At 63.1% G+C, this 19,895-nt stretch carries 18 protein-coding genes and 1 tRNA gene; 6 read left to right on the forward strand and 13 right to left on the reverse strand.

What is annotated here, in order from left to right; all coding sequences use genetic code 11:
- Nucleotides 1-336 precede the first annotated feature (336 nt).
- Nucleotides 337-1,470, forward strand: a complete 1,134-nt coding sequence (locus AC522E_RS16500; RefSeq protein ID WP_500747335.1) for a hypothetical protein — start codon at nucleotides 337-339, stop codon at nucleotides 1,468-1,470.
- 212 nt (nucleotides 1,471-1,682) lie between these two features.
- Here the strand turns inward: AC522E_RS16500 and AC522E_RS16505 are convergent.
- Nucleotides 1,683-1,757: transfer RNA gene (locus tag AC522E_RS16505), tRNA-Gly, on the reverse strand.
- A 187-nt stretch (nucleotides 1,758-1,944) separates the two neighbouring features.
- On the opposite strand from AC522E_RS16505, the gene AC522E_RS16510 reads away from it, so the two are divergent.
- Entirely contained in the window at nucleotides 1,945-2,178 is a 234-nt protein-coding gene (locus AC522E_RS16510) for a hypothetical protein (protein WP_500747336.1), read from the forward strand.
- A gap of 15 nt (nucleotides 2,179-2,193) precedes the next feature.
- Here the strand turns inward: AC522E_RS16510 and AC522E_RS16515 are convergent, their stop codons facing one another.
- Nucleotides 2,194-3,285 carry a 2'-deoxycytidine 5'-triphosphate deaminase gene (locus AC522E_RS16515; protein ID WP_500747337.1) on the reverse strand — a complete coding sequence of 364 codons (1,092 nt, stop codon included), beginning with the start codon at nucleotides 3,283-3,285 and terminating at the stop codon, nucleotides 2,194-2,196.
- 72 nt (nucleotides 3,286-3,357) lie between these two features.
- Entirely contained in the window at nucleotides 3,358-3,978 is a 621-nt protein-coding gene (locus AC522E_RS16520; RefSeq protein ID WP_500747338.1) for a CDP-alcohol phosphatidyltransferase family protein, read from the reverse strand.
- A gap of 106 nt (nucleotides 3,979-4,084) precedes the next feature.
- Here AC522E_RS16520 and apaG point away from each other — a divergent pair, with 106 nt between their 5' ends.
- Nucleotides 4,085-4,477, forward strand: coding sequence for a Co2+/Mg2+ efflux facilitator ApaG/CorD (apaG, locus tag AC522E_RS16525; protein WP_500747339.1), 393 nt, complete (start codon nucleotides 4,085-4,087; stop codon nucleotides 4,475-4,477).
- A gap of 8 nt (nucleotides 4,478-4,485) precedes the next feature.
- Nucleotides 4,486-5,658 carry an acetylornithine deacetylase gene (argE, locus tag AC522E_RS16530; RefSeq protein WP_500747340.1) on the forward strand — a complete coding sequence of 391 codons (1,173 nt, stop codon included), beginning with the start codon at nucleotides 4,486-4,488 and terminating at the stop codon, nucleotides 5,656-5,658.
- A gap of 61 nt (nucleotides 5,659-5,719) precedes the next feature.
- Here argE and AC522E_RS16535 read toward each other — a convergent pair whose 3' ends face one another.
- The 3 genes from AC522E_RS16535 to AC522E_RS16545 are packed head-to-tail and all read right to left on the reverse strand — an operon-like array spanning nucleotide 5,720 to nucleotide 8,837.
- The gene (locus AC522E_RS16535; RefSeq protein WP_500747341.1) at nucleotides 5,720-6,709 is read right to left on the reverse strand and encodes an Hsp33 family molecular chaperone; all 990 of its coding nucleotides are present in this window, start codon (nucleotides 6,707-6,709) and stop codon (nucleotides 5,720-5,722) included.
- Nucleotides 6,706-7,632, reverse strand: coding sequence for an ornithine carbamoyltransferase (argF, locus tag AC522E_RS16540; RefSeq protein ID WP_500747342.1), 927 nt, complete (start codon nucleotides 7,630-7,632; stop codon nucleotides 6,706-6,708). The genes AC522E_RS16535 and argF overlap by 4 nt, the downstream gene beginning before the upstream one ends.
- Nucleotides 7,629-8,837, reverse strand: coding sequence for an aspartate aminotransferase family protein (locus tag AC522E_RS16545; protein WP_500747343.1), 1,209 nt, complete (start codon nucleotides 8,835-8,837; stop codon nucleotides 7,629-7,631). Before AC522E_RS16545 ends, argF begins: the two co-directional genes overlap by 4 nt.
- Nucleotides 8,838-9,223: 386 nt before the next feature.
- Between AC522E_RS16545 and AC522E_RS16550 the strand changes: the two genes are divergently transcribed.
- On the forward strand, nucleotides 9,224-9,757 hold the full coding sequence (locus AC522E_RS16550) for a GcrA family cell cycle regulator (RefSeq protein ID WP_500747344.1): 534 nt from the start codon (nucleotides 9,224-9,226) through the stop codon (nucleotides 9,755-9,757).
- A gap of 64 nt (nucleotides 9,758-9,821) precedes the next feature.
- On the opposite strand, the gene phoB is transcribed toward AC522E_RS16550, so the two are convergent.
- Genes phoB through pstS form a run of 6 tightly spaced genes read right to left on the reverse strand, consistent with a single transcriptional unit; the run spans nucleotide 9,822 to nucleotide 15,073 of the window.
- Entirely contained in the window at nucleotides 9,822-10,523 is a 702-nt protein-coding gene (gene phoB, locus AC522E_RS16555; RefSeq protein ID WP_500747345.1) for a phosphate regulon transcriptional regulator PhoB, read from the reverse strand.
- Between the two features lie 3 nt (nucleotides 10,524-10,526).
- On the reverse strand, nucleotides 10,527-11,237 hold the full coding sequence (gene phoU, locus AC522E_RS16560; RefSeq protein WP_500747346.1) for a phosphate signaling complex protein PhoU: 711 nt from the start codon (nucleotides 11,235-11,237) through the stop codon (nucleotides 10,527-10,529).
- Between the two features lie 26 nt (nucleotides 11,238-11,263).
- Nucleotides 11,264-12,082 (reverse strand): phosphate ABC transporter ATP-binding protein PstB, encoded by an 819-nt coding sequence (gene pstB / locus AC522E_RS16565; RefSeq protein ID WP_500747347.1) that lies wholly within the window; start codon nucleotides 12,080-12,082, stop codon nucleotides 11,264-11,266.
- A complete protein-coding gene (pstA, locus tag AC522E_RS16570) occupies nucleotides 12,079-12,945 on the reverse strand; it encodes a phosphate ABC transporter permease PstA (protein WP_500747348.1) in 867 nt (288 codons plus the stop codon). The genes pstB and pstA overlap by 4 nt, the downstream gene beginning before the upstream one ends.
- Before the next feature lie 38 nt (nucleotides 12,946-12,983).
- Entirely contained in the window at nucleotides 12,984-13,955 is a 972-nt protein-coding gene (pstC, locus tag AC522E_RS16575; RefSeq protein WP_500747349.1) for a phosphate ABC transporter permease subunit PstC, read from the reverse strand.
- Between the two features lie 35 nt (nucleotides 13,956-13,990).
- Entirely contained in the window at nucleotides 13,991-15,073 is a 1,083-nt protein-coding gene (gene pstS / locus AC522E_RS16580; RefSeq protein ID WP_500747350.1) for a phosphate ABC transporter substrate-binding protein PstS, read from the reverse strand.
- A 197-nt stretch (nucleotides 15,074-15,270) separates the two neighbouring features.
- On the opposite strand from pstS, the gene AC522E_RS16585 reads away from it, so the two are divergent.
- Nucleotides 15,271-18,498 (forward strand): PAS domain-containing hybrid sensor histidine kinase/response regulator family protein, encoded by a 3,228-nt coding sequence (locus AC522E_RS16585; protein ID WP_500747351.1) that lies wholly within the window; start codon nucleotides 15,271-15,273, stop codon nucleotides 18,496-18,498.
- Nucleotides 18,499-18,648: 150 nt separating this feature from the next.
- Here AC522E_RS16585 and AC522E_RS16590 read toward each other — a convergent pair whose 3' ends face one another.
- A complete protein-coding gene (locus AC522E_RS16590; protein ID WP_500750734.1) occupies nucleotides 18,649-19,839 on the reverse strand; it encodes an ATP-binding protein in 1,191 nt (396 codons plus the stop codon).
- Nucleotides 19,840-19,895: the final 56 nt, after the last annotated feature.

Raw genomic sequence — 19,895 nt, forward strand, 5'->3', positions numbered from 1 at the left:
GCGGCTGCTGGGATCGCTGGGGCCACGTCTCTGTCTCTCGACGGGACGCTGGCCCCTTTGACCGAGCATTAGGTAGCCCAGAGCTCTTTGGTGCCAAGCCAGTTTTCCCAAGCGCGATCCCGTGGCAGCGGCCACAATGCTTCACATTTGGCCCAATATCTAGCGGATCGGGTTGGCCAAGAGGCCAATTGTGCGGTGATGCCCAAGGCCCTAAAAGGGCAAACCCCAGGAAGGCGAATGGCCTGGCCTGGGGTTCTAAAGCTCACCACGAGCGCATAACCGATTTAGGTCGGACAGAGGCGGCAGGGGCCTGCTGGGTGTTAAGTTGGAGTGACGATGGCCGAGAGTCAAGTCCCTTTTGCCTATGATGAGGCAACGTTTCGACAGCTATCCGGCACTCTCACGACCCAACGCCTCGGGACATACCTCAAACGGGCATCGTTCGATCATGCATGGGCCATGGACTTCTACCTGTGGAACGCCCGACTCTCCAAGGCACTCCAGTTCCCCATCCATGTGGCCGAGGTTACCTTGCGAAACGCCGTCAGCGAACACCTGAGACTGGTGGCTGGCGTAGAGGATTGGGCATTCGACAGGCCGTTCCTCGGAGCCCTCGCGCGGGGGAATCCTGAGGCTCTGGCTTCAATCGACAAGGCCAAGGAAAGGCTGCTGCGCGAGCCTGCTCGGGCAAACGGTGGCACGTTGACGACGGATGACATCATCGCGAAGCTGTCCTTCGAGTTCTGGGTTGCGATGCTCGACGGTCGTTACGAGGTCGAATGGCAACGGTCCGTCCGAACGGTGTTTCGAAACCTCGCACCACATGAAAGCCGGAAGACCCTACGGGCGATCGCCATCGAGGTCAGCCACCTCAGGAACCGCATTGCCCACCATGAGCCGATCCTAAATTGGAGCAATCTCGAGGACCGGCATTCGGAGATGATCGGCCTGATCCGGCGGCGTTGCTTGGTCACTGCCAAATGGGTTCGGGATCATTCGACGTTCCCTCGCGTATGGCAGGAGCCGCCGAAATCCCAGCGCCGACCCGGAGGACAGCTTATCCTCGGTATGGCTCACAAGCCTGTGCCCGTGCTGAGCCCCTCAAGCACCGTCGCCGAGGCCATCCAGGCCATGGGTGGGGGCAGGCGGGGCTTTGGAATCATCCGCCTTTCCGGGGCAACTGCCCTCCTCACTGCCGGTGATCTCGTCAGATGGATTCGGGCTTCGATCGAGGCGGGACTGGTCGATGTCGAGACCCCTACCCTCGGCTCCCTGGATCAAGAGGTATTCAGCACTAAGCTCGCGTTTGTGGGTCGGGATGCGACGACCGGAGAGACACTTGCGCTGTTCCATCCCAAGGACACACCCGGGAGGATGAAACCTGGGGCCGTCGTCGTCACGACAACCGGCGACGAGGCCGGCGATCCGCTGGGAATCGTGTTCAGGCCTGATGTCCGTCAGGGGGCATGAGTCCCGGACCTCACTCCCAGATTTCGCGAAGACCGCTTCCGCCGCCGCTCGCGCTTCGAGGTTCCGATCCGTTCATGGCCGTGCGTGGCATCACGGACGCCACAATCGCTATTGGCGAAACCTTCAGTACGGTGATTCGCGCCCCGAACTTGCCCACGAATGAGTCTCAAAACCTGTCGTTTTGTCTCAAGGGGGCTGTCGTCTTGCAGAATTGGAGCGGGCGATGGGAATCGAACCCACGACATTCAGCTTGGGAAGCTGACGTTCTACCTCTGAACTACACCCGCGTTGGCCGCACCACGAACCGTTTCGGCTCCTCGCGACGGGGCGAACTTAGCAAAGAGGCGCGGCTTCTGTCCATCGACTTCTCGCTGGGCAGAGGCATATCCCACCGGTCCGTTCCTCGCGGAGCAGGCCGCCGGCGGGAGTTCCTGAATAAGCCTTGATCTTGATCCTCTGATCGCCCTCGGCGTCATGGTCGCCACTGCGACGACCGATGCGGCTTACGTGTTCTTCAATGCGGCAGTCGTGGCCCGGCACCGCATCCGGGCGGCGAACTGGAGCGGGATCTGGTATCTGCTCTCCGCCTTCGCCGTCATCAGTTACATGGAGCACGTGGTCTATGTGGTCTTCGCCGCTTTGGGATCCTGGTTCGGCGCCTTCCTCTCCGTGACATGGCTGGCACGGCCGCCCCGCCCTGGTCGTTGAGACAGCCGCTGCGTCTCAGCGAAAGTGCTTGGAGAGCTTGAGGCCCTGGGCCTGGTAGTTGGATCCTGCACCCGAGCCGTAAAGAATCTTCGGCCGCTCGGCCATGCGCTCGTAAACGAGGCGGCCGACGATCTGTCCGTCCTCCAGAATGAAGGGGACGTCGCGGGAGCGAACCTCGAGCACGGCCCGCGCTCCCTCTCCGCCCGCACCTGCATGCCCGAAGCCGGGATCGAAGAAACCTGCGTAATGGACCCGGAACTCGCCGACGAGGGGATCGAAGGGCACCATCTCGGCCGCATAGTCGGGCGGCACGTGCACGGCCTCCTTCGAGGCGAGAATATAAAACTGGCCCGGATCGAGGATCAGGGTGCGGCTGGCCTCCGCATACAACGGCTCCCAGAAGTCCGCGATCCGGCACGAGCCGGGCTTGTCCACGTCAACGAGCCCGGTATGGCGCTTGGCCCGATACCCGATGAGCCTGTCCGGCCCGAAACCGGCAAGATCGACGCTGACCGCGACGCCATCCTGGATCGAGGGCTCGGTTGAAGTCACGATCCTTTCCCGCGCATGGAGCGCATGAAGCTCGGCATCGCTGAGGCGCACCTCGCCTTTGCGGAGACGCAACTGCGACAGCCGCGTCCCCGTCCGTACCAGGACAGGGAAGGTCCGGGGCGAGATCTCCGCATAAAGCGGGCCTTGGTAACCGGCGCCGATCGTATCGAATTCCTGGCTCCGGTCGGTGATCACCCGCGTGAAAACGTCGATGCGACCCGTCGAGCTCTTCGGGTTGGCCGCAGCCGAAACGTCCGGCGGGAGAGCGAGCGCCTCCTGCAGTTCCGCGATATAGACGCTGCCGGTCTCCAGAATGGCTCCCGGGCCGAGGTCGATCTCGTGGAAGCTCAACTGTGTCAGGCGGTCGCGAACCGTGTGGTTCTTGCCCGGGAGGAAGCTCGCTCGCACCCGGTAGGCACGGCGCCCGAGCCTCAGGTCGAGGCTCGCCGGCTGCACCTGATCCGGGGCAAACGGAGCGTCGGTCCGGATGCCCCCTTCGCTCGCGAGGCGCCTGATGGCATCGGCCGACTGTATCCCGTCACGCAACGCAACCATATCTTTCCGACGGGCCCCGGCCCACTCCCCTGCTGAAACGCGGCTCTATCTCTAAGGGATGCGGTGGAATTCTCAAGGCACCTCCTCGTCCTCGAAGACGCGCCACGCCAGGACCACCCGCGCCAAGGCACTCATGAAAGTGAGGCCGGCAAAGGCATATGCGAGAAGAGGAAACCATGTCGGCTTCAGAATCATGAACAGAAAGAACAGAATGGTTTCCGTTCCTTCCATCAGCCCGGTCGTGAAATAGATGGACTTGATCCCGCGGAGCTTGTCCTCGAGGCCCCGCTTGGCCGCAATCGCGGCAAAGGCCAGGAAGCTTGCCCCATTCACATAGAACGAGAGCAGCAGGACGGCTGCCGGAATGGCAAAGATATCGGGCTCGCGCAGGGCGAAGGCGAGCGGAATGGCTCCATAAACGGCGAAATCGAACACGATATCGATGAATCCGCCGCGATCGGTCTGTCTGGTCGCCCGGGCCACCGCGCCGTCGAGGCCGTCGAAGAGACGGTTGAGGGCGAAGAGAACGAAAGCGGCTCCATCCGCCCTTAACCCGATCGCCAGCGCGGCCGCGAGGCCGAGCACGAGCGAAAGGCCAGTCAACGCATCCGCCGAAATATTCCTGGCGGCCAGCCTGGCACCCGCCCGGTCCAAGGGCGGACCAACGATCCGGCGCATCCATCCGTCGAGCATGACCGTTCCCTCCCGCTCCCGTCGATTGACGAGGGCCGTGGGCGGACTTACCACGTCCCAAGCGCCGCCTTCCACTCGGCACCGGCGCGTATTTCGAGGGAGATCGATGTACAAGGCTGTAACACGCGGCATCAGCGTCACCGTGACGCCCCGCTACATGCCCGAGGAATCGTCGCCGTCCGACAACCGCTATTTCTTCGCCTACACGGTGGAGATCATCAATACGGGCCTCGAGCGCGTACAACTCCGCGCCCGGTACTGGAAGATCATCGACGGCCACGGCCAAACGCAGGAAGTTCGCGGCGCCGGCGTCGTCGGCGAGCAGCCTGTCCTCGGGCCAGGCGAAAGCTACAGCTACACGAGCGGCTGCCCCCTGACGACGCCGAGCGGCACCATGCAGGGTTCCTATGTCATGGAAACCAGCAGCGGCGAAACGTTTAATGCGGAAATCCCAGCCTTCTCCCTCGACAGTCCTCACACGAAACGCGTCGTTCATTAAGGATCACTATGCTCCCCCAAGGCCAGCGGCTGACGCCGCTCGAAATGCTCGCGAAACTTGTCTCGTTCGACACAGAGAGTTCAAAATCGAACCTGCCGCTGATCGCCTTCGTCGAGAGCTACCTGAAAAGTTGGGATGTCCCCTACATCCGGGTGCCGAATGCGAGCGGCGACAAGGCGGCGATCTATGCAACTGTCGGGCCGCAGGACCGGGGCGGCGTCGTCCTCTCTGGCCATACGGACGTTGTGCCCGTCACGGGCCAGGCCTGGACATCGGATCCGTTTGTTCTGCGTGTCGAGAACGGCCGCGCCTATGGCCGCGGCGCAGTCGACATGAAGGCTTTCGATGCCCTTGCTCTTGCACTCATCCCGGATTTCCAGGCCGCCGACCTGAAAACCCCGATCAACATCATGCTGTCCTACGACGAGGAGACGACGTGCCTCGGAGTCGTCGACACGATCCGTCGCATGGGCCATGAACTGCCGCTGCCAAAGGCCGCCCTCATCGGCGAGCCGACGCTCATGGAGGTGGTCGACGCCCACAAAAGCGTCGTGACGTTCATCACCAAGGTCCACGGTTTCGAGGCCCATTCCTCGAAGCCCTATCTAGGCGCGAGTGCCGTCATGGCCGCGGCCGAGTTGATCAGCGAACTCAACCGGATCGCCGACGAGATGATGGAGCGTGGCGATCCGGGCGGGCGTTTCGACCCCCCTTACACGACGGTGCATGTCGGAGTGGTGACCGGAGGCACCGCCCGTAACATCCTGGCCAAGGAATGCAGCTTCCAATGGGAATTCCGCGGCCTGCCGAGCCTCGATCCGCAGGAAATTCCGCAGCGCCTCGACCGCTTCGCCAAGGATGTCGTTCTGAAGCGCATGAACCGCTTCGGCGAATTCGGGCGCATCGACACCCAGCTCGAGGTGGCCGTTCCCGGCCTGGCACCCGATCCCGGCTCCGCCGCGGAGACTCTCGCGTTGCGTCTGGTGGGCAGGAACCGGACGCAGACTGTTCCCTTTGGCACCGAAGCGGGACATTTCCAGGCCGCGGGGATTCCGACCGTCGTCTGCGGGCCCGGGTCGATCGATCAGGCCCATCAGCCCGACGAATACATCACCCTCGAGCAGTTGGAGGCTGGCGAGGCGTTCATGCGTCGCCTTGCGACCATCTGCGCCGAGAGCTGAACGGGCGCGATCGGCTTGCAATTCCGCGCGGCTGCAAGCCGATCCCGCTGTCCGGCGAGCCCTAGCTCTCCGCCTTGGCGATCTCGGCCTCCACATCGGCAGGATCGAGATCGTAGAAGCGCGAGCAGAACTCGCAGGTAATGCCGATGCGGCCGTTATCGCCGACCATGTCGCGGCGATCCTCTGGCGAGAAGCGCCGCATCATCGACATGATCCGGCCTTCGGAGCAGCGACATTCCTCATGCAGGCCCTGCCCCTCGAAGACGCGCACGCCGCGCTCGTGGAAAAGGCGGTAGAGCAGCCGCTCGCTCGAGACGGCGGGGTCGACGAGTTCATGATCCTCGACCGTCTCCACGAGAGCCTTCGCCTCCACCCAGGCGTCATCCTCGCCTGGATCGACCAAGTCGTTCGCGGGATGTCCCTCCGGGATATCGCCAGGGGAAAGATCGACCTGACGCATCCTCTCGGGCGAACTGGGGAGGAACTGGATCATCACTCCGCCGGCCCGGTAGGTATGCCGCCCGTTTTCGAACTGCTCCGCAACGGCCAGTCGGACACGGGTCGGGATCTGCTCCGACTGTCGGAAATACTGGTGCGCCGCCTCCTCGAACCCCTGCCCTTCCAGAGCCACGACGCCCTGATAGCGGTTGCGGTCGGAGCCCCTGTCGATCGTCATGGCGAGAAGGCCGGAGCCGAGGAGGTCGCCGGTCCGCGCCCCGGAGGGGCCCAGGGCATCGAGCTTCTCCTGGTCGAAGCGCGCTGTCGCGCGCAGGCGGTCGGGCGCGTCGAAATCCACCACGATCATCTCGATCGGGCCATCCGTCTTGGTCTGGAGCTGGAAGCGCCCCTCGAACTTCAGGGCGGACCCGAGCATCACCGTCAAGGCCGCCGCCTCGCCAAGGACGCGCGCGACCACGTCCGGATATCCATGACGCGTGATGATCGTATCGATGGAATGCCCGAGGCGCACCACACGCCCGCGCACGTCGAGAGGTTCGACCGCGAACGGCAAAACGACGTCGTCGGCGCCTTCGAAGGGGGCCGCCGTCATTCGCCGGCTGCTCCCAGGCACCAGGCCAGAATGCCCTTCTGCGCATGGAGTCGGTTTTCAGCCTCGTCGAAAACCACGGATTGCTGTCCGTCCATGACCTCGTCGGTTACCTCCTCCCCGCGATGGGCGGGCAGGCAGTGCATGAAGATGGCGTCCCGGCTGGCCACGCTCATGAGCTTCCGGTTGACCTGATAAGGCTTCAGGAGGTTCTGGCGCCGGAACTCATCTTCGTCGCCCATGGACACCCAGCAATCCGTGACAATCGCATCCGCTCCTTCGGCGGCTTCGAAAGCATCGGTTGTCACCACGATCTCCGCTCCTTCCTTCCTGGCCCATGTCAAAAGCTCAGGACGGGGCGCAAGTTCCGGTGGAGAGGCGATGCGCAGCTTGAAATCGAGACGTGCCGCCGCATGCACCCAGGAAGCGAGCACGTTGTTGGAATCCCCCGACCAGGTGATCGTCCGGCCTTCGATCGGGCCGCGATGCTCCTCGAAGGTCATGACATCCGCCATGATCTGGCAGGGGTGGGTCATCTTCGTGAGGCCGTTGATGACCGGGATCGAAGCGTTCTGCGCCAGTTCCGTCACCATGGCGTGGTCAAGGGTGCGGATCATGATGGCGTCCACGTAGCGTGACAGGACGCGGGCCGTGTCGGCTATGGTCTCGCCGCGGCCGAGCTGCATCTCCTTCCCGGTCAGCATCAGGGTTTCGCCGCCAAGCTCGCGCATGCCCACGTCGAAGGAGACTCGGGTACGGGTGGAGGGCTTGTCGAACACCATGGCCAGGACCTTGCCCTCGAGGGGCCGTTCCTCGGCCCGCTCTCCCCGGCGGCGCTTGGCCTTGATGGCTGAGCCGATGGCAAGGACGTGACGGATCTCGGCGCCGGACATGTCGCTGAGATCGAGAAAGTGACGGGTCTTCATACGGTGGCTCCCTGCCGTGCAACGGTCTTCAGCTCGGCTTCGATGGCCGCGCAGGCGGAGTCGAGGCGGTTCATGGCTTCGGCGATGTCCCCTTCCGTGATGATCAGGGGTGGCAGCAGGCGGGTGACGTTGTCACCGGCGCCGATCAGGATGATCTTTTGCCCGCGGGCCGCGGCGATGAACTCCGTGTTGGGCACATGGGTCCGCAGGCCCATCATCAGGCCCTGCCCACGCACTTCGGCGATCACGCCGGGATGACGGTCCATCAACTCGGCAAGGCGCTGCTTCATGAGCAGACCCATCCGTTCGACACGCTCCAGGAAACCGGGCTCGAGAATAACGTCGAGCACGGCATTCCCAACGGCCATGGCCAGAGGATTGCCGCCGAAGGTGGTTCCATGGGTCCCGAGCGTCATGCCCTGGGCGGCCTCGGCGGTGGCGAGGCAGGCTCCCATCGGAAAGCCGCCACCGATGCCCTTGGCAACCGCCATGATATCAGGCGTCACCCCGGTCCATTCATAGGCGAAAAGCTTGCCCGTGCGCCCGACGCCAGTCTGAATCTCGTCGAAGATCAGCAGCAGGCCGTGCTCATCGGCCAGGTCCCTGAGGGCGCGCAGGAAGGCATTGGGGACCAGACGGATACCGCCCTCTCCCTGGATAGGCTCGATCAGCAGGGCGGCCGTTTCAGGACCGATCGTGGCCTTCAGGGCATCGAGGTCGCCGAAGGGTACCTGATCGAACCCTTCCACCTTTGGCCCGAAGCCTTCGAGATACTTGGCCTGCCCGCCAGCGGCGATGGTGGCGAGGGTGCGGCCGTGGAAAGCGCCCTCGAAGGTGATGATGCGGAACCGCTCCGGATGACCCTTGGCGGAATGATATTTCCTGGCCATCTTGATGGCCGCCTCATTGGCCTCGGCCCCGGAATTGGAAAAGAAAACCACGTCGGCGAAGGTGTTCTCGACCAGCCGGCGGGCAAGGCGCTCGCCCTCGGGGATCTGGAAAAGGTTTGATGTGTGCCAAAGCTTGGCTGCCTGGTCGGTGAGGGCCTTGACCAGATGAGGATGGGCATGGCCCAGGGCATTCACCGCGATGCCGGCGCCGAAATCGAGATATCGCTCGCCGTCTCGGCCGAAAAGCCAGGGTCCTTCCCCTCTTTCGAAGGATATATCGGCGCGTGCATAGGTCGGCAACAATGGCGACGTCACGGGATCGTTCTCCGCTCGGAAGGCCCAGAGACCGCACCATATGGTCGCACCTGGGCCGGAAAAAGAAAGCGCCGCCCCAGCAGGGACGGCACCGTCAGGATTCTAATGAGACCGGAGACCCTGTCAATTCAAGAGAAATGAACTCATTCATCACGCGGCCCCGCCAGCTGAAAATGAGTTCCCTGGGGAAAACGACAGGGTCTGTCCGGGGACTCTTGCGCCAGAGTCCACCGATCTAGTAACTTCGAAGCCGTCGATTACGCATTCGAGCGACGGCTTTCACCTTCAGGAGAGACCCTCACAACGCGGCCGGACCTTCTATTCTGTCCGCGAAGCATGAGGGATTCGACCCTGACGAGAGCCGCCCCGATGGAGGCCATATAAAAATGATAGATGCGGGCGCAACCTGGACCGATGAGAGGGTCGAGCTCCTGAAGAAGCTCTGGGCCGATGGCTTGAGCGCGAGCCAGATCGCGACCGAGCTTGGCAACGTGACCCGCAACGCGGTGATCGGGAAGGTGCATCGCCTCGGCCTCTCCGGTCGGGCCAAGGACAAGGCAACCCCTTCCGCCTCGCAGCGCCCCCGCAAGGCAGCCCGCGCGCCCAGCCCGCCCGCCGCCTTTGCGCCGCAAAACCGGAACAATGTGGTCTTGGCGCCCATTCCCCGTCCGCCGGTAGCGGTGGAGGAACCTGAGACAATGGCTGAGGACGACGTGGCGATCCCGATGTCGGAACGCGTAACCATCATGGATCTGCGTGAATCCATGTGCCGGTGGCCCATGGGCGATCCGACGAAGCCGGAGTTCCGCTTCTGCGGCGCGCGCTCGGTGACCGGCCTGCCCTATTGCGCGCACCATGCCCGGGTTGCCTATCAGCCGGTGGCAGACCGCAAGCGCGAGCGCAAGCTGGCGCGGGCGTGAACGTCGCGACCGACGCAACTGTCAAGGCAGGCCTCGCGCCTGCCTTTTTTGTTGGAGCCCGGGCCTATTCGTCCCGGGCGAAGGTTTCATCGAAGGAGTAGCCGGTGCCGCGGACAGTCCGGATCGGATCGGGCCTGTGCGGAAGATTGAGAGCCTTGCGCAACCGGCCCACATGCACATCGACGGTCCGTTCGTCGATATAGACATCATGTCCCCAGACAGCGTTGAGCAGATGCTCGCGGGTGAAAACCCGTCCGGGGCGCGTCATCAGGAATTCAAGGAGCCGAAATTCCGTGGGTCCGAGATGAAGTTCCTTGCCACTGCGCCGCACGCGATGGGTCTCACGGTCGAGCTCCATGTCTCCCGCAGTGAGAAGCGTTGCAATATGCGTCGGCTTCGTACGGCGCAGGAGCGCACGGACGCGTGCAAGGAGTTCCGGAACCGAGAAGGGCTTGACGATATAGTCATCGGCGCCGGTCGCGAGGCCGCGGATCCGATCGCCTTCCTCGCCACGCGCCGTGAGCATGATGATGGGCATCCGCTCGGTTTCCGGCTTGATGCGGATGCGCCGGCAGAGCTCGATCCCTGACAATCCGGGGAGCATCCAGTCGAGAAGCACGAGATCCGGCACCTGCTCGCGCAGGCGGATTTCCGCCTCGTCACCCCGCCCGACGCAATCCACGTCGTAGCCCTCCGCCTCGAGGTTGTAGCGAAGAAGAAGGGTCAGCGGCTCCTCATCCTCGACGATCAGAACGCGCGGTCCCATGTCTCAAGCTCCCGCCGGGGTCACGTCGATCGAGCGGTCATTCTTGGGGCGGTCGATCGCGAGGGTCTCGCCGGTCACCAGGTAATGAACCGTCTCGGCGATGTTGGTCGTATGATCTCCAATGCGCTCGATGTTCTTGGCGCAGAACAGGAGGTGGGTACAAAACGAGATATTGCGTGGATCTTCCATCATATAGGTGAGGAGTTCTCGAAAGAGTGACGTGTAAAGCGCGTCGATCGCTCCGTCTCGCTGCCAGACATCAAGCGCCTTCGCCGTGTCCTGCTGCGCATAGGCATCGAGCACGTCCTTGAGCTGGCCGAGGACGAGATCTGTCATGTGCTGCACGCCCACGACAATCTTGTGAGCCCTGAACGGCCCTCCGATGGCGAGGGCCCTTTTGGCGATATTCTTTGCAAGGTCGCCGATGCGTTCAACATCACCCGAGACGCGGATGGCGGAGATAGTCTCGCGCAGATCGACCGCGAGAGGCTGTCGGCGGGCGATGGTGAGAATCGCGTTCTCCTCCACTTCGCGCTGGAGAAGATCGAGGCGGCTGTCGGACGAGATGACCGTCTGTGCGAGCGGGAGGTCGCTTCGCACCAACGCGGCAATGGCATCGACAAGCATCTTTTCTGCAATGCCGCCCATCTCCGAAATCCGGCGCCGAAGGCTCTGCAGGTCATTGTCGTAGGAGCTGACGATATGCTCCGGCATGGAAGGATCTCCTTGCAGCGCTTCGATCAGCCGAAGCGGCCCGTGATATAATCCTGGGTCTGTTTCTTGTTGGGGGTCATGAACATCTTGCTCGTCGGCCCGAACTCTATGAGTTCGCCGAGATACATGAAGGCGGTGTATTGGGAGATGCGCGCCGCCTGCTGCATGTTGTGCGTGACGATCACGATGGTGAACTCTTCTCGGAGCTGCTCGATGAGCTCCTCGATCTTGCCCGTGGAGATCGGATCGAGCGCGGAGGTCGGCTCGTCCAGCAGGATGACCTCGGGCTGCTGCGCAACGGTGCGCGCGATGCAGAGACGCTGCTGCTGCCCTCCGGAAAGGCCCATCCCCGATTGACGCAGCTTATCCTTGACCTCGTCCCAGAGAGCGGCCTTGCGGAGAGCCTGCTCGACACGGTTGTCGAGCTCGGACCTCGAAAGCTTCTCGTAGAGGCGGATGCCGAAGGCGATGTTGTCGTAGATCGACATGGGGAATGGCGTCGGCTTCTGGAACACCATGCCTACGCGAGCGCGCAGCTCGTTCACGTCAATGGACGGCGACAGCACATTCTTCCCATCGAGGATGATCTCTCCCTGAGCGCGCTGATCGGGATAGAGGCTGTAGATGCGGTTAAACGTCCGAAGCAGGGTCGACTTGCCGCAGCCGGAGGGGCCGATCAGGGCCGTGACCTGACGGTCGTAGAAGTCGAGGGACACGCCCTTGAGACTGCGGGTGTCCCCATAGAAGAAGTCGAGATTTCTGACCGATATGCGGACGGGGACGCGGATGTCGGGAGCGGCGGCATGACCGACGGCGCTGCCTGCGGAAACGGCGATCGAAGTCATCGGACATGATCCTTCTTCAACAGCAGGCGCGCCGTCACCGATAGCGCCAGAATGGAGAGCGTGATGATGAGGGCTCCGGCCCATGCCAGAGAGCGCCAGTTCTCATAGGGGGCGAGAGCGAACTGGTAGATCATGACGGGCAGGTTGGAGACGCCGCCCATCAGGTTCGGCTTGAACCAGAAATTGTTGTTGAGGGCTGTAAAGAGAAGGGGCGCCGTCTCACCCGCGATGCGCGCGGTGGCCAGCAGGATGCCGGTCACCATGCCCGCCTTCGCGGCCCGCCAGCTGATGTGGACGATCACGGTCGACATCGGCGCCCCCAGTGCAGCCCCGGCCTCGCGAAGAGAACCGGGTACGAGGCGCAGCATGTCCTCGGTGGTGCGCACGATCACGGGAATAGCGATGATGGCGAGCGCCACGCCTCCGGCCCACCCGGAATACCCTCCGAGCGGCGGCACCATAAGCGTGTAAACGAAGAGGCCGATGAGGATGCTCGGTGCGGCAAGCAAAATATCGTTCACGAAGCGGATCACCTCCGCGAGGGCCGAACCCTTGCCGTATTCAGCAAGATAAGTCCCCGCCAGCACGCCGATCGGGGTGGCCACCGCGATTCCGAGCAAGGTGAGAATGAAGCTGCCCACGATGGCATTGGCGATGCCTCCACCCTCGGTTCCCGGCCCTGGTGTCACCTGGGTGAACACATCGACCGACAGGGCGCTGCCCCCCTCATAGATGAGCATCAGCAGGATCCAGCCGAGAACGAAGGCGCCGAGGGCCGTGAAGGCGGCGCACACAATCTTGAGGGTCCGGTCTGCAATGTGTCGGCTCCGCCTGACGCGGCGCCCCGCGGGAGCGGTTGCCATGGTCGTCGCTCTTGAGACCTCGCTCATCGTCGCGCCCTTTACTGCGTCCGCACCCGCGCGATCAGAAGACGCGCAAGAACGAGGACGGTGAATGTTACGAGGAAAAGGATGCAGCCGAGGGCCAGGAGGGCGTTGAGATGCAGATCAGCCGCCTCGTTGAATTCATTGGCGATCCGCGACGCGATGGTCGAGCTGGGGTCGAAGATGGAAAGTGAAAGCCGGTTGGCGTTTCCAATCACGAAAGTGACCGCCATGGTCTCGCCCAGGGCGCGCCCGAGACCGAGCATGACCGCGCCGATGATGCTGACGCCGGCCTGCGGCAACAGCACATGACGGACCACTTCCCAGGTCGTGCAGCCGATCCCGTAAGCGCTTTCGCGCAGGATCGTCGGGATCTGGTCGAGAATATCGCGGGTGATCGACGCGATGAACGGGATGATCATGATCGCCAGGATGATCCCGGCTGTCAGAAGGCCGACCCCGGAGGGAACCCGCGCATACAGCACCGTCCCGAGAATGGGCATGCCCTCGACGAGCGACGAGACGGGAACCTGGACGTATTTGGCGAAAAACGGAGCGAAGACGAAAAGCCCCCACATTCCGTAAATGATGCTCGGAACCGCAGCGAGAAGTTCCACCGTGGTCGAGACCGGCCGCTTGAGCCAGGGCGGGCAGAGCTGGGTCAGGAAAACTGCGATGCCGATCGAAATCGGCACACCGATCACCAGGGCAATGAGCGCCGAGGTCAGCGTTCCGGCGATCGCCACCCAGGCTCCGAAGTCTTCCTTGCCTACATTCCAGGCGCTCGACGTCACGAAACCGAAACCGAACTGCCGGAAGGCGGGCCAGCCGCCATACACCATGGAACCGAGAATTCCGATCAGAACGATCAGGACGAGCAGGGCCGATGCGAGGCTGGCCCAGCGGAACAGAGCGTCGAAATTCGACTTCGGGGCACGGCGGATCGTCTGCATGGTCGTAAGGGAAATCCGTTCAGACAAGGCAACCATCCGCCGTACTCCGTTTTCAAGAGAGTGTCAGCCGGTTACTGCTTGAAGAGAGACTGGCCGGCCTTGTCCTTTATTTCCTTCGCCCAGGCGGTCTCGACCAGCTTGACCACATTGTCCGGAAGCGGCACGTAGTCGAGGTCGCTCGCGAGCTTGTCGCCCTTTGTGAAGGCCCAGTTGAAGAACTTGAGCACTTCCGCGGTCTGCTCGGGCTTCTCCGGGGCCTTATAGACCAGGATGAACGTCGGAGCGGTGATCGGCCAAGCCTCGTCGCCGGGCTGGTTGGTCAGCGAAATGCCGAAGCCCGGAGCCGCCGTCCAGTCCGCATTCGCAGCAGCAGCCTGGAACGCCTTGTCCTCCGGTGCCGGATACTTTCCGGCCTGGTTCTGCAGGAGCGCGTAGGGAATGTTGTTCTGCTTTGCGTAGGCGTATTCCACGTAGCCGATCGAGTTCGGAACCTGTTTGACCGTCGCGGCAATACCCTCGTTCCCCTTGCCGCCCTGGCCAACGGGCCAGCTCACGGTCGTGTTGGCCCCGAGATCGGCCTTCCAGGCCGCGGAGACCTGCGACAGGTAGGTGGTGAAGACGTTGGTGGTGCCGGAGGAGTCCGACCGATAGACAGGCGTGATCACCGCGTCGGGCAACTTGACGCCCTCGTTCAGCTTCGCGATCCTGGCGTCGTTCCACTTGGTGATCTTGCCCTGGAAGACGTCGGCGAGGACCTCGCCCGTCAGCTTCAGCTGGCCCGCATTGACGCCAGCGATATTGACCACTGGAACGACCCCGCCCATCACGGTCGGGAACTGCAGAAGACCGAGCTTTTCGAGATCTGCGCCCTTCATCGGGGCATCGGTTGCGCCGAAATCGACGGTCTTGGCCTGGATCTGCTTGATGCCGCCGCCAGAGCCGATGGATTGATAGTTGAGTCCGTTTCCAGTCTCTTTCTTGTAGGCCTCGGCCCATTTGGCATAGACGGGGAACGGGAACGTCGCGCCCGCGCCGGTGATATCGGCGGCGGCCGCCGGCGTCGCGAGGCTAGCAGCGGCAAGGCCGGCCGCAAAGGCGAAGGACAGGAACTTCACGAGACATCTCCATGTTCTTACAGGCGCGGCTGTTTGCATCGAGCAAATCGGGGCCGCGCCGGACAGCTATGGCACCCTCGTTACGCGTCTAAGACAGTTGGATGACACTACCGTGACAACGCCCCGGACTCCCCTTGGATGCACGCTGACCCCGAGGCACAGGCGGTTCAGGGGAGTTGAAGGTTCAGGATCCGTCCTAAATACAGGCATTGTGGCTGAAGCGGCTCGGATCTGAGATGGTGCGTCGCTTCAATTCGGCTTGGGGTGAAACGGAGGGCTCGGCACTGCAAACCTTTCCTGCCGGGGGAGGCGAAACAGGCGCCTTGATCCGGGCTTTCGACTGGTCACAGACGAGCCTCGGCCCCATTCCGTTCTGGCCCCAGAGCCTCAGGACCGCTCTGGACCTCATCTTGCGATCGCCGGTCCCCATGGTGATGCTCTGGGGCCCCGACGGCATCATGCTTTACAATGATGCCTATTCCGTCTTTGCAGCGGGCCGTCATCCGCAGGCGCTCGGCGCCCCGGTCCTCGAGGGATGGCCCGAGGTGGCTGACTTCAACCGCAGGGTGATGGAGGCCGGGCTCCAGGGCGAGACCCTGTCCTTTCAGGATCAGCATCTGGTCCTGTACCGCAACGGCGCCCCCGAAGATGTCTGGATGGACCTGAACTACAGTCCCATCCTTGACGAAAGCGATCGCCCTGCGGGTGTGCTCGCCGTCGTCGTGGAGACGACCAAGCGGATCCAGGCGCTGCGTGACCTCGAACGGCGGGACGAGCAGCTCCGTCTTGCGCAGGCGGCAGGCGGCATCGGCATGTTCGACATCGATATCGCGACGGATCTGATGACCGTGACGCCGGAATTCTGCCGGATCTACGGTGTCCCCCTGGCCGATATGCTCCCCTCTGCCACGATCGAGCGCCTCGTTGTCCCGGAGGACAAGCATGTCATGTCCAACCTCGCGGCACGGGCGCGAGGAGACGTCAATCTGGCCGTGGAATACCGTATCGTCCGGCCCGACACGGGAGAATTGCGGTGGATCGGCCGCAAAGCCAAGCTGATCTACGACGATGCCGGGCATCCGCTACGCTTCGTCGGCGCCGTCCAGGACGTTACGGATCGCAAGGAGGCCGAGGAAGCCCTCCGCATCAGCCAAGAGCGCCTGCGATACGCCCTGGATGCCGCCGGCATGGTCGGGACCTGGGACTGGCACCTTCCCTCCGATACCCTCTATGCGGATGCCAAGTTCGCCGAGATGTTCTCCGTCGACCCGGACCTCGCAACCCGGGGCGCCGCCCGAACCCACTTCCAGAGCCATATCCACCCAGACGACGTGGAGCGCGTGGCGCAAGCGACCCGGCATGCCATTGCAACGGGCGAGAAGTATTCTCAGGAATATCGTCTTATTCTGCGCGATGGGTCATTGCGATGGGTCATTGCCCAGGGCGAGTGCCTTTACGACGAAGATGGCACACCGCTGCGCTTCCCTGGAGCCGTCGTAGATGTCACCGACACGAAGCGCGCGGAGGAGGCGCTGCGCGAAAGCGAGGCCCGGTTCCGCCTGATGGCCGACAGCGCCCCTGCGCTGATCTGGGCGACGGACGCGGCAGGCGAGCTGATCTTCGTCAACAAGCGATATCAAAAGGAACTTGGCCTGACCCTCGAGAACATTCGCCAGGGCGAATGGCGAAAGGTCGTCTACGAGGCGGATGCCGCTCCGTTTCGGGACCGTTTCATGAGGGCCCAGGCGGCTCGCTCGCCTTTCCAGACAGAAGTGCGGGTCTGGGACAGGCACGGGCAGCTGCGCTGGCTGCGCTGCGAGAGCGTTCCTCGACGCGACAGCATGGGTCAGTTTCTGGGTTATGTGGGATGCAATGTCGACATTACCGAAGCGCGTCTCGCCGCGGATGCGCTCGAGGCCCAGGTCGAGCAGCGGACGAGGGAGCTCAACTCGATCTGGCGTGTCTCGCGGGACCTCTTCTGCATCTGTGGCTTCGACGGCCTCTATCAGAGCGTGAACCCTGCCTGGACCGAGGCTTTGGGCTACTCGCCTCAGGAACTCGTCGGGCGCTCATGCCTCGATCTCGTCCATCCCGACGATGTCGGACGGGCGAAGGAGGAATTCGACCGTCTCAAGCACAGCAGCGTCGTGGAAACGGACCTGCGCATTCGCGCATGGGATGGGACCTATCGCTGGTACAACTGGACCAGCATTGCGGAAGGCGACATCTTTTATGCGGCGGGACGCGACATCACCGCCCGGAAGGAACTGGAGGAGCAGCTTCGGCAAAGCCAGAAGATGGAGGCCATCGGACAGCTCACTGGCGGCATCGCACACGATTTCAACAATCTTCTGACAGGCATCATCGGCTCGCTCGATATGCTCCAGATCCGTATCGATCAGGGCCGTCTTGAAAATGCTGCACGCTATATCCGCGCGGCAACCGCTTCGGCCAACAAGGCCGCATCCCTGACCCACCGCCTGCTGGCCTTCGCCCGTCGCCAGCCGCTCGATCCACGGCTCGTCGATGTCAACCGCCTCGTCGGTTCAATGGAAGATCTGCTTCGTCGCAGCACCGGTGAAACCATCCGCCTCGACCTGGCGACGGCACCGGGGCTGTGGCTGACGCGCTGCGACCCCAATCAGCTTGAGAACGCCCTTCTCAATCTGGTTATCAATGCCCGCGATGCCATGCCGGACGGCGGTACGCTCACCATCGAGACGGCGAACAAGGAGATTGCCGGCGCGGGATCGGCCGTGCAGCATGAGATTTCCCCAGGATCCTATGTGACGCTTCGCGTCGCGGACACTGGTGTGGGCATGCCGCCTGAGGTCATGGCGCGGGCTTTCGACCCTTTTTTCACGACGAAGCCGCTAGGCCAGGGAACGGGGCTCGGCCTGTCGATGATCTATGGCTTTGCCAAGCAGTCCGAGGGTCATGTCAGGATCGTATCGGAAGTGGGGAAAGGAACGAGCGTCGTGATCTACCTGCCGCGTCATGACGGCAAGGTTCCGGAAGAGGCTTTGCCGATCCAGGGCGAGGTTGAATTACGCACCGGTGCCGGGGAAGTCGTCCTCGTCGTGGAGGATGATCCAATCGTGCGCAGCCTCGTGGTCGATGTCCTCAGCGGGCTGGGATATGAAGCTCTGGAGGCCCATGACGGTCCGGCGGGACTGCGATTGCTGGAGACCGACCGGCACCTCGATCTCCTTGTGACCGATGTCGGCCTTCCCGGCTTGAACGGGCGTCAGCTCGCGGACGCGGCGCGGGCGCGGCGACCCGACCTCCAGATCCTGTTCATCACAGGCTACGCGGAAAATGCCGCCCTGGCTTCCGGCTTCCTCGACCCTGGCATGGAAATGATCACCAAGCCGTTTGCCATCGACAACCTGGCCAAGCGAATCCGCGAAATGATCGAGCGTCGAGCCGGCGACGGCAATCCGGCCGGGCGGCAAGCGACGTGAGTTCGTGGAACCGTCTCCGGCTTGGCGAGGACGTCGGACCGACCCCGAAACGGGGATCGATCGGCTACCCATTCCTAGAGTGGCGCATCGCTTGTCACGGAACGCCGGGCCCATTTTCGCTGACGCGGACTTCCGGTTCCGCGGGATGCGCTATTCGCAGGCCGGCAGGGTTACCGTGAAGCGGGCGCCATGCCCGAGCTCGCTTGCAATATCCAGGCGTCCCCGATGCCGGTTGACGATATGCTTGACGATCGCGAGCCCTAGCCCGGTGCCGCCTTTTTCACGGCTCTCTGCCACATCCACGCGATAGAACCGCTCTGTCAGGCGCGGCAGGTGCTCAGGGGCGATGCCGGGTCCATAATCCTGGACGCTCAAAACGGCCTGCACCTTTCCGTCGGGCGACACCATCCGGGTGAGTTCGACATCGACCTTGCCGCCCTTCTCACCGTATTTCACGGCGTTCGAAATCAGGTTCTCGAGCACCCGCAGGATTTCGTCCCGGTCTCCGTAGACCGCCAGGCCCTGCTCCGGCAGATGTGCGTGGATGACCGCGCCACGATCCTTCGCGAGGGGAGAGAGCGTCTCAATCATATGTGCCGTGAGTGACTTGAGATCCACGGGCTCGGTCGGCGGCACGTGAACACGCATCTCGATTCGCGAAAGGGAAAGGAGATCGTCGATCAGGCGTTTCATGCGCTGTGCCTGCTCGCGCATGATCTCGAGAAAGCGCTCGCGCGCCACCGGATCATCCCGGGCGGGCCCCTGCAGGGTTTCCACGAAGCCGAGCAGGGACGCGAGTGGCGTCCGCAGCTCGTGACTGGCATTGGCGACGAAGTCAGCGCGCATGGCCTCGAGACGGCGGGTGGACGTGAGGTCGCGGAAGAAGAGCACGACACCGGAACGATCGCCGAGATCCGACGGGTTGCCGAGAAGCAGTCCGACATGCACCTCGAAAGTCCGCTCGGTCGGCACCCGCTCCGAATACTCGACCCTGAGGGGCCCGCCTTGGTTCAGAACCTCATCAATGCCGTCCAGCACGTCGGGGCTCCGCAGGGCGAAGGAGAGAGGGTGGTTGATCTTCAGGCCCGGGAAAAGAGCCCGCGCGGCCTCGTTGGCCTCGACCACCAGAGATCTCTGATCGACCAGAATGACGGGATCGGGAATATGGGCGAGAACGGCCTCCGCGACGCTCGAGCGTCGAGCCTCTTTCGCCTGGAGGCGCTCGCGGCTGCGCTGCGTCCGGGACTGCCCCCCGGCCAGGGTGGCGACGATCACCGCGACGGCGGCGATGGCGAGAAGCCACAGGTCTCCATGCCCCCGGGCCGCCGCAACAACCAGCATCGCGAGACCGACGATCAGTGCCCCGATCAAGGCAGCCCTGCGCTCGGGCCCCGGGC

The organism is Microvirga sp. BF8, assembly GCF_059888585.1.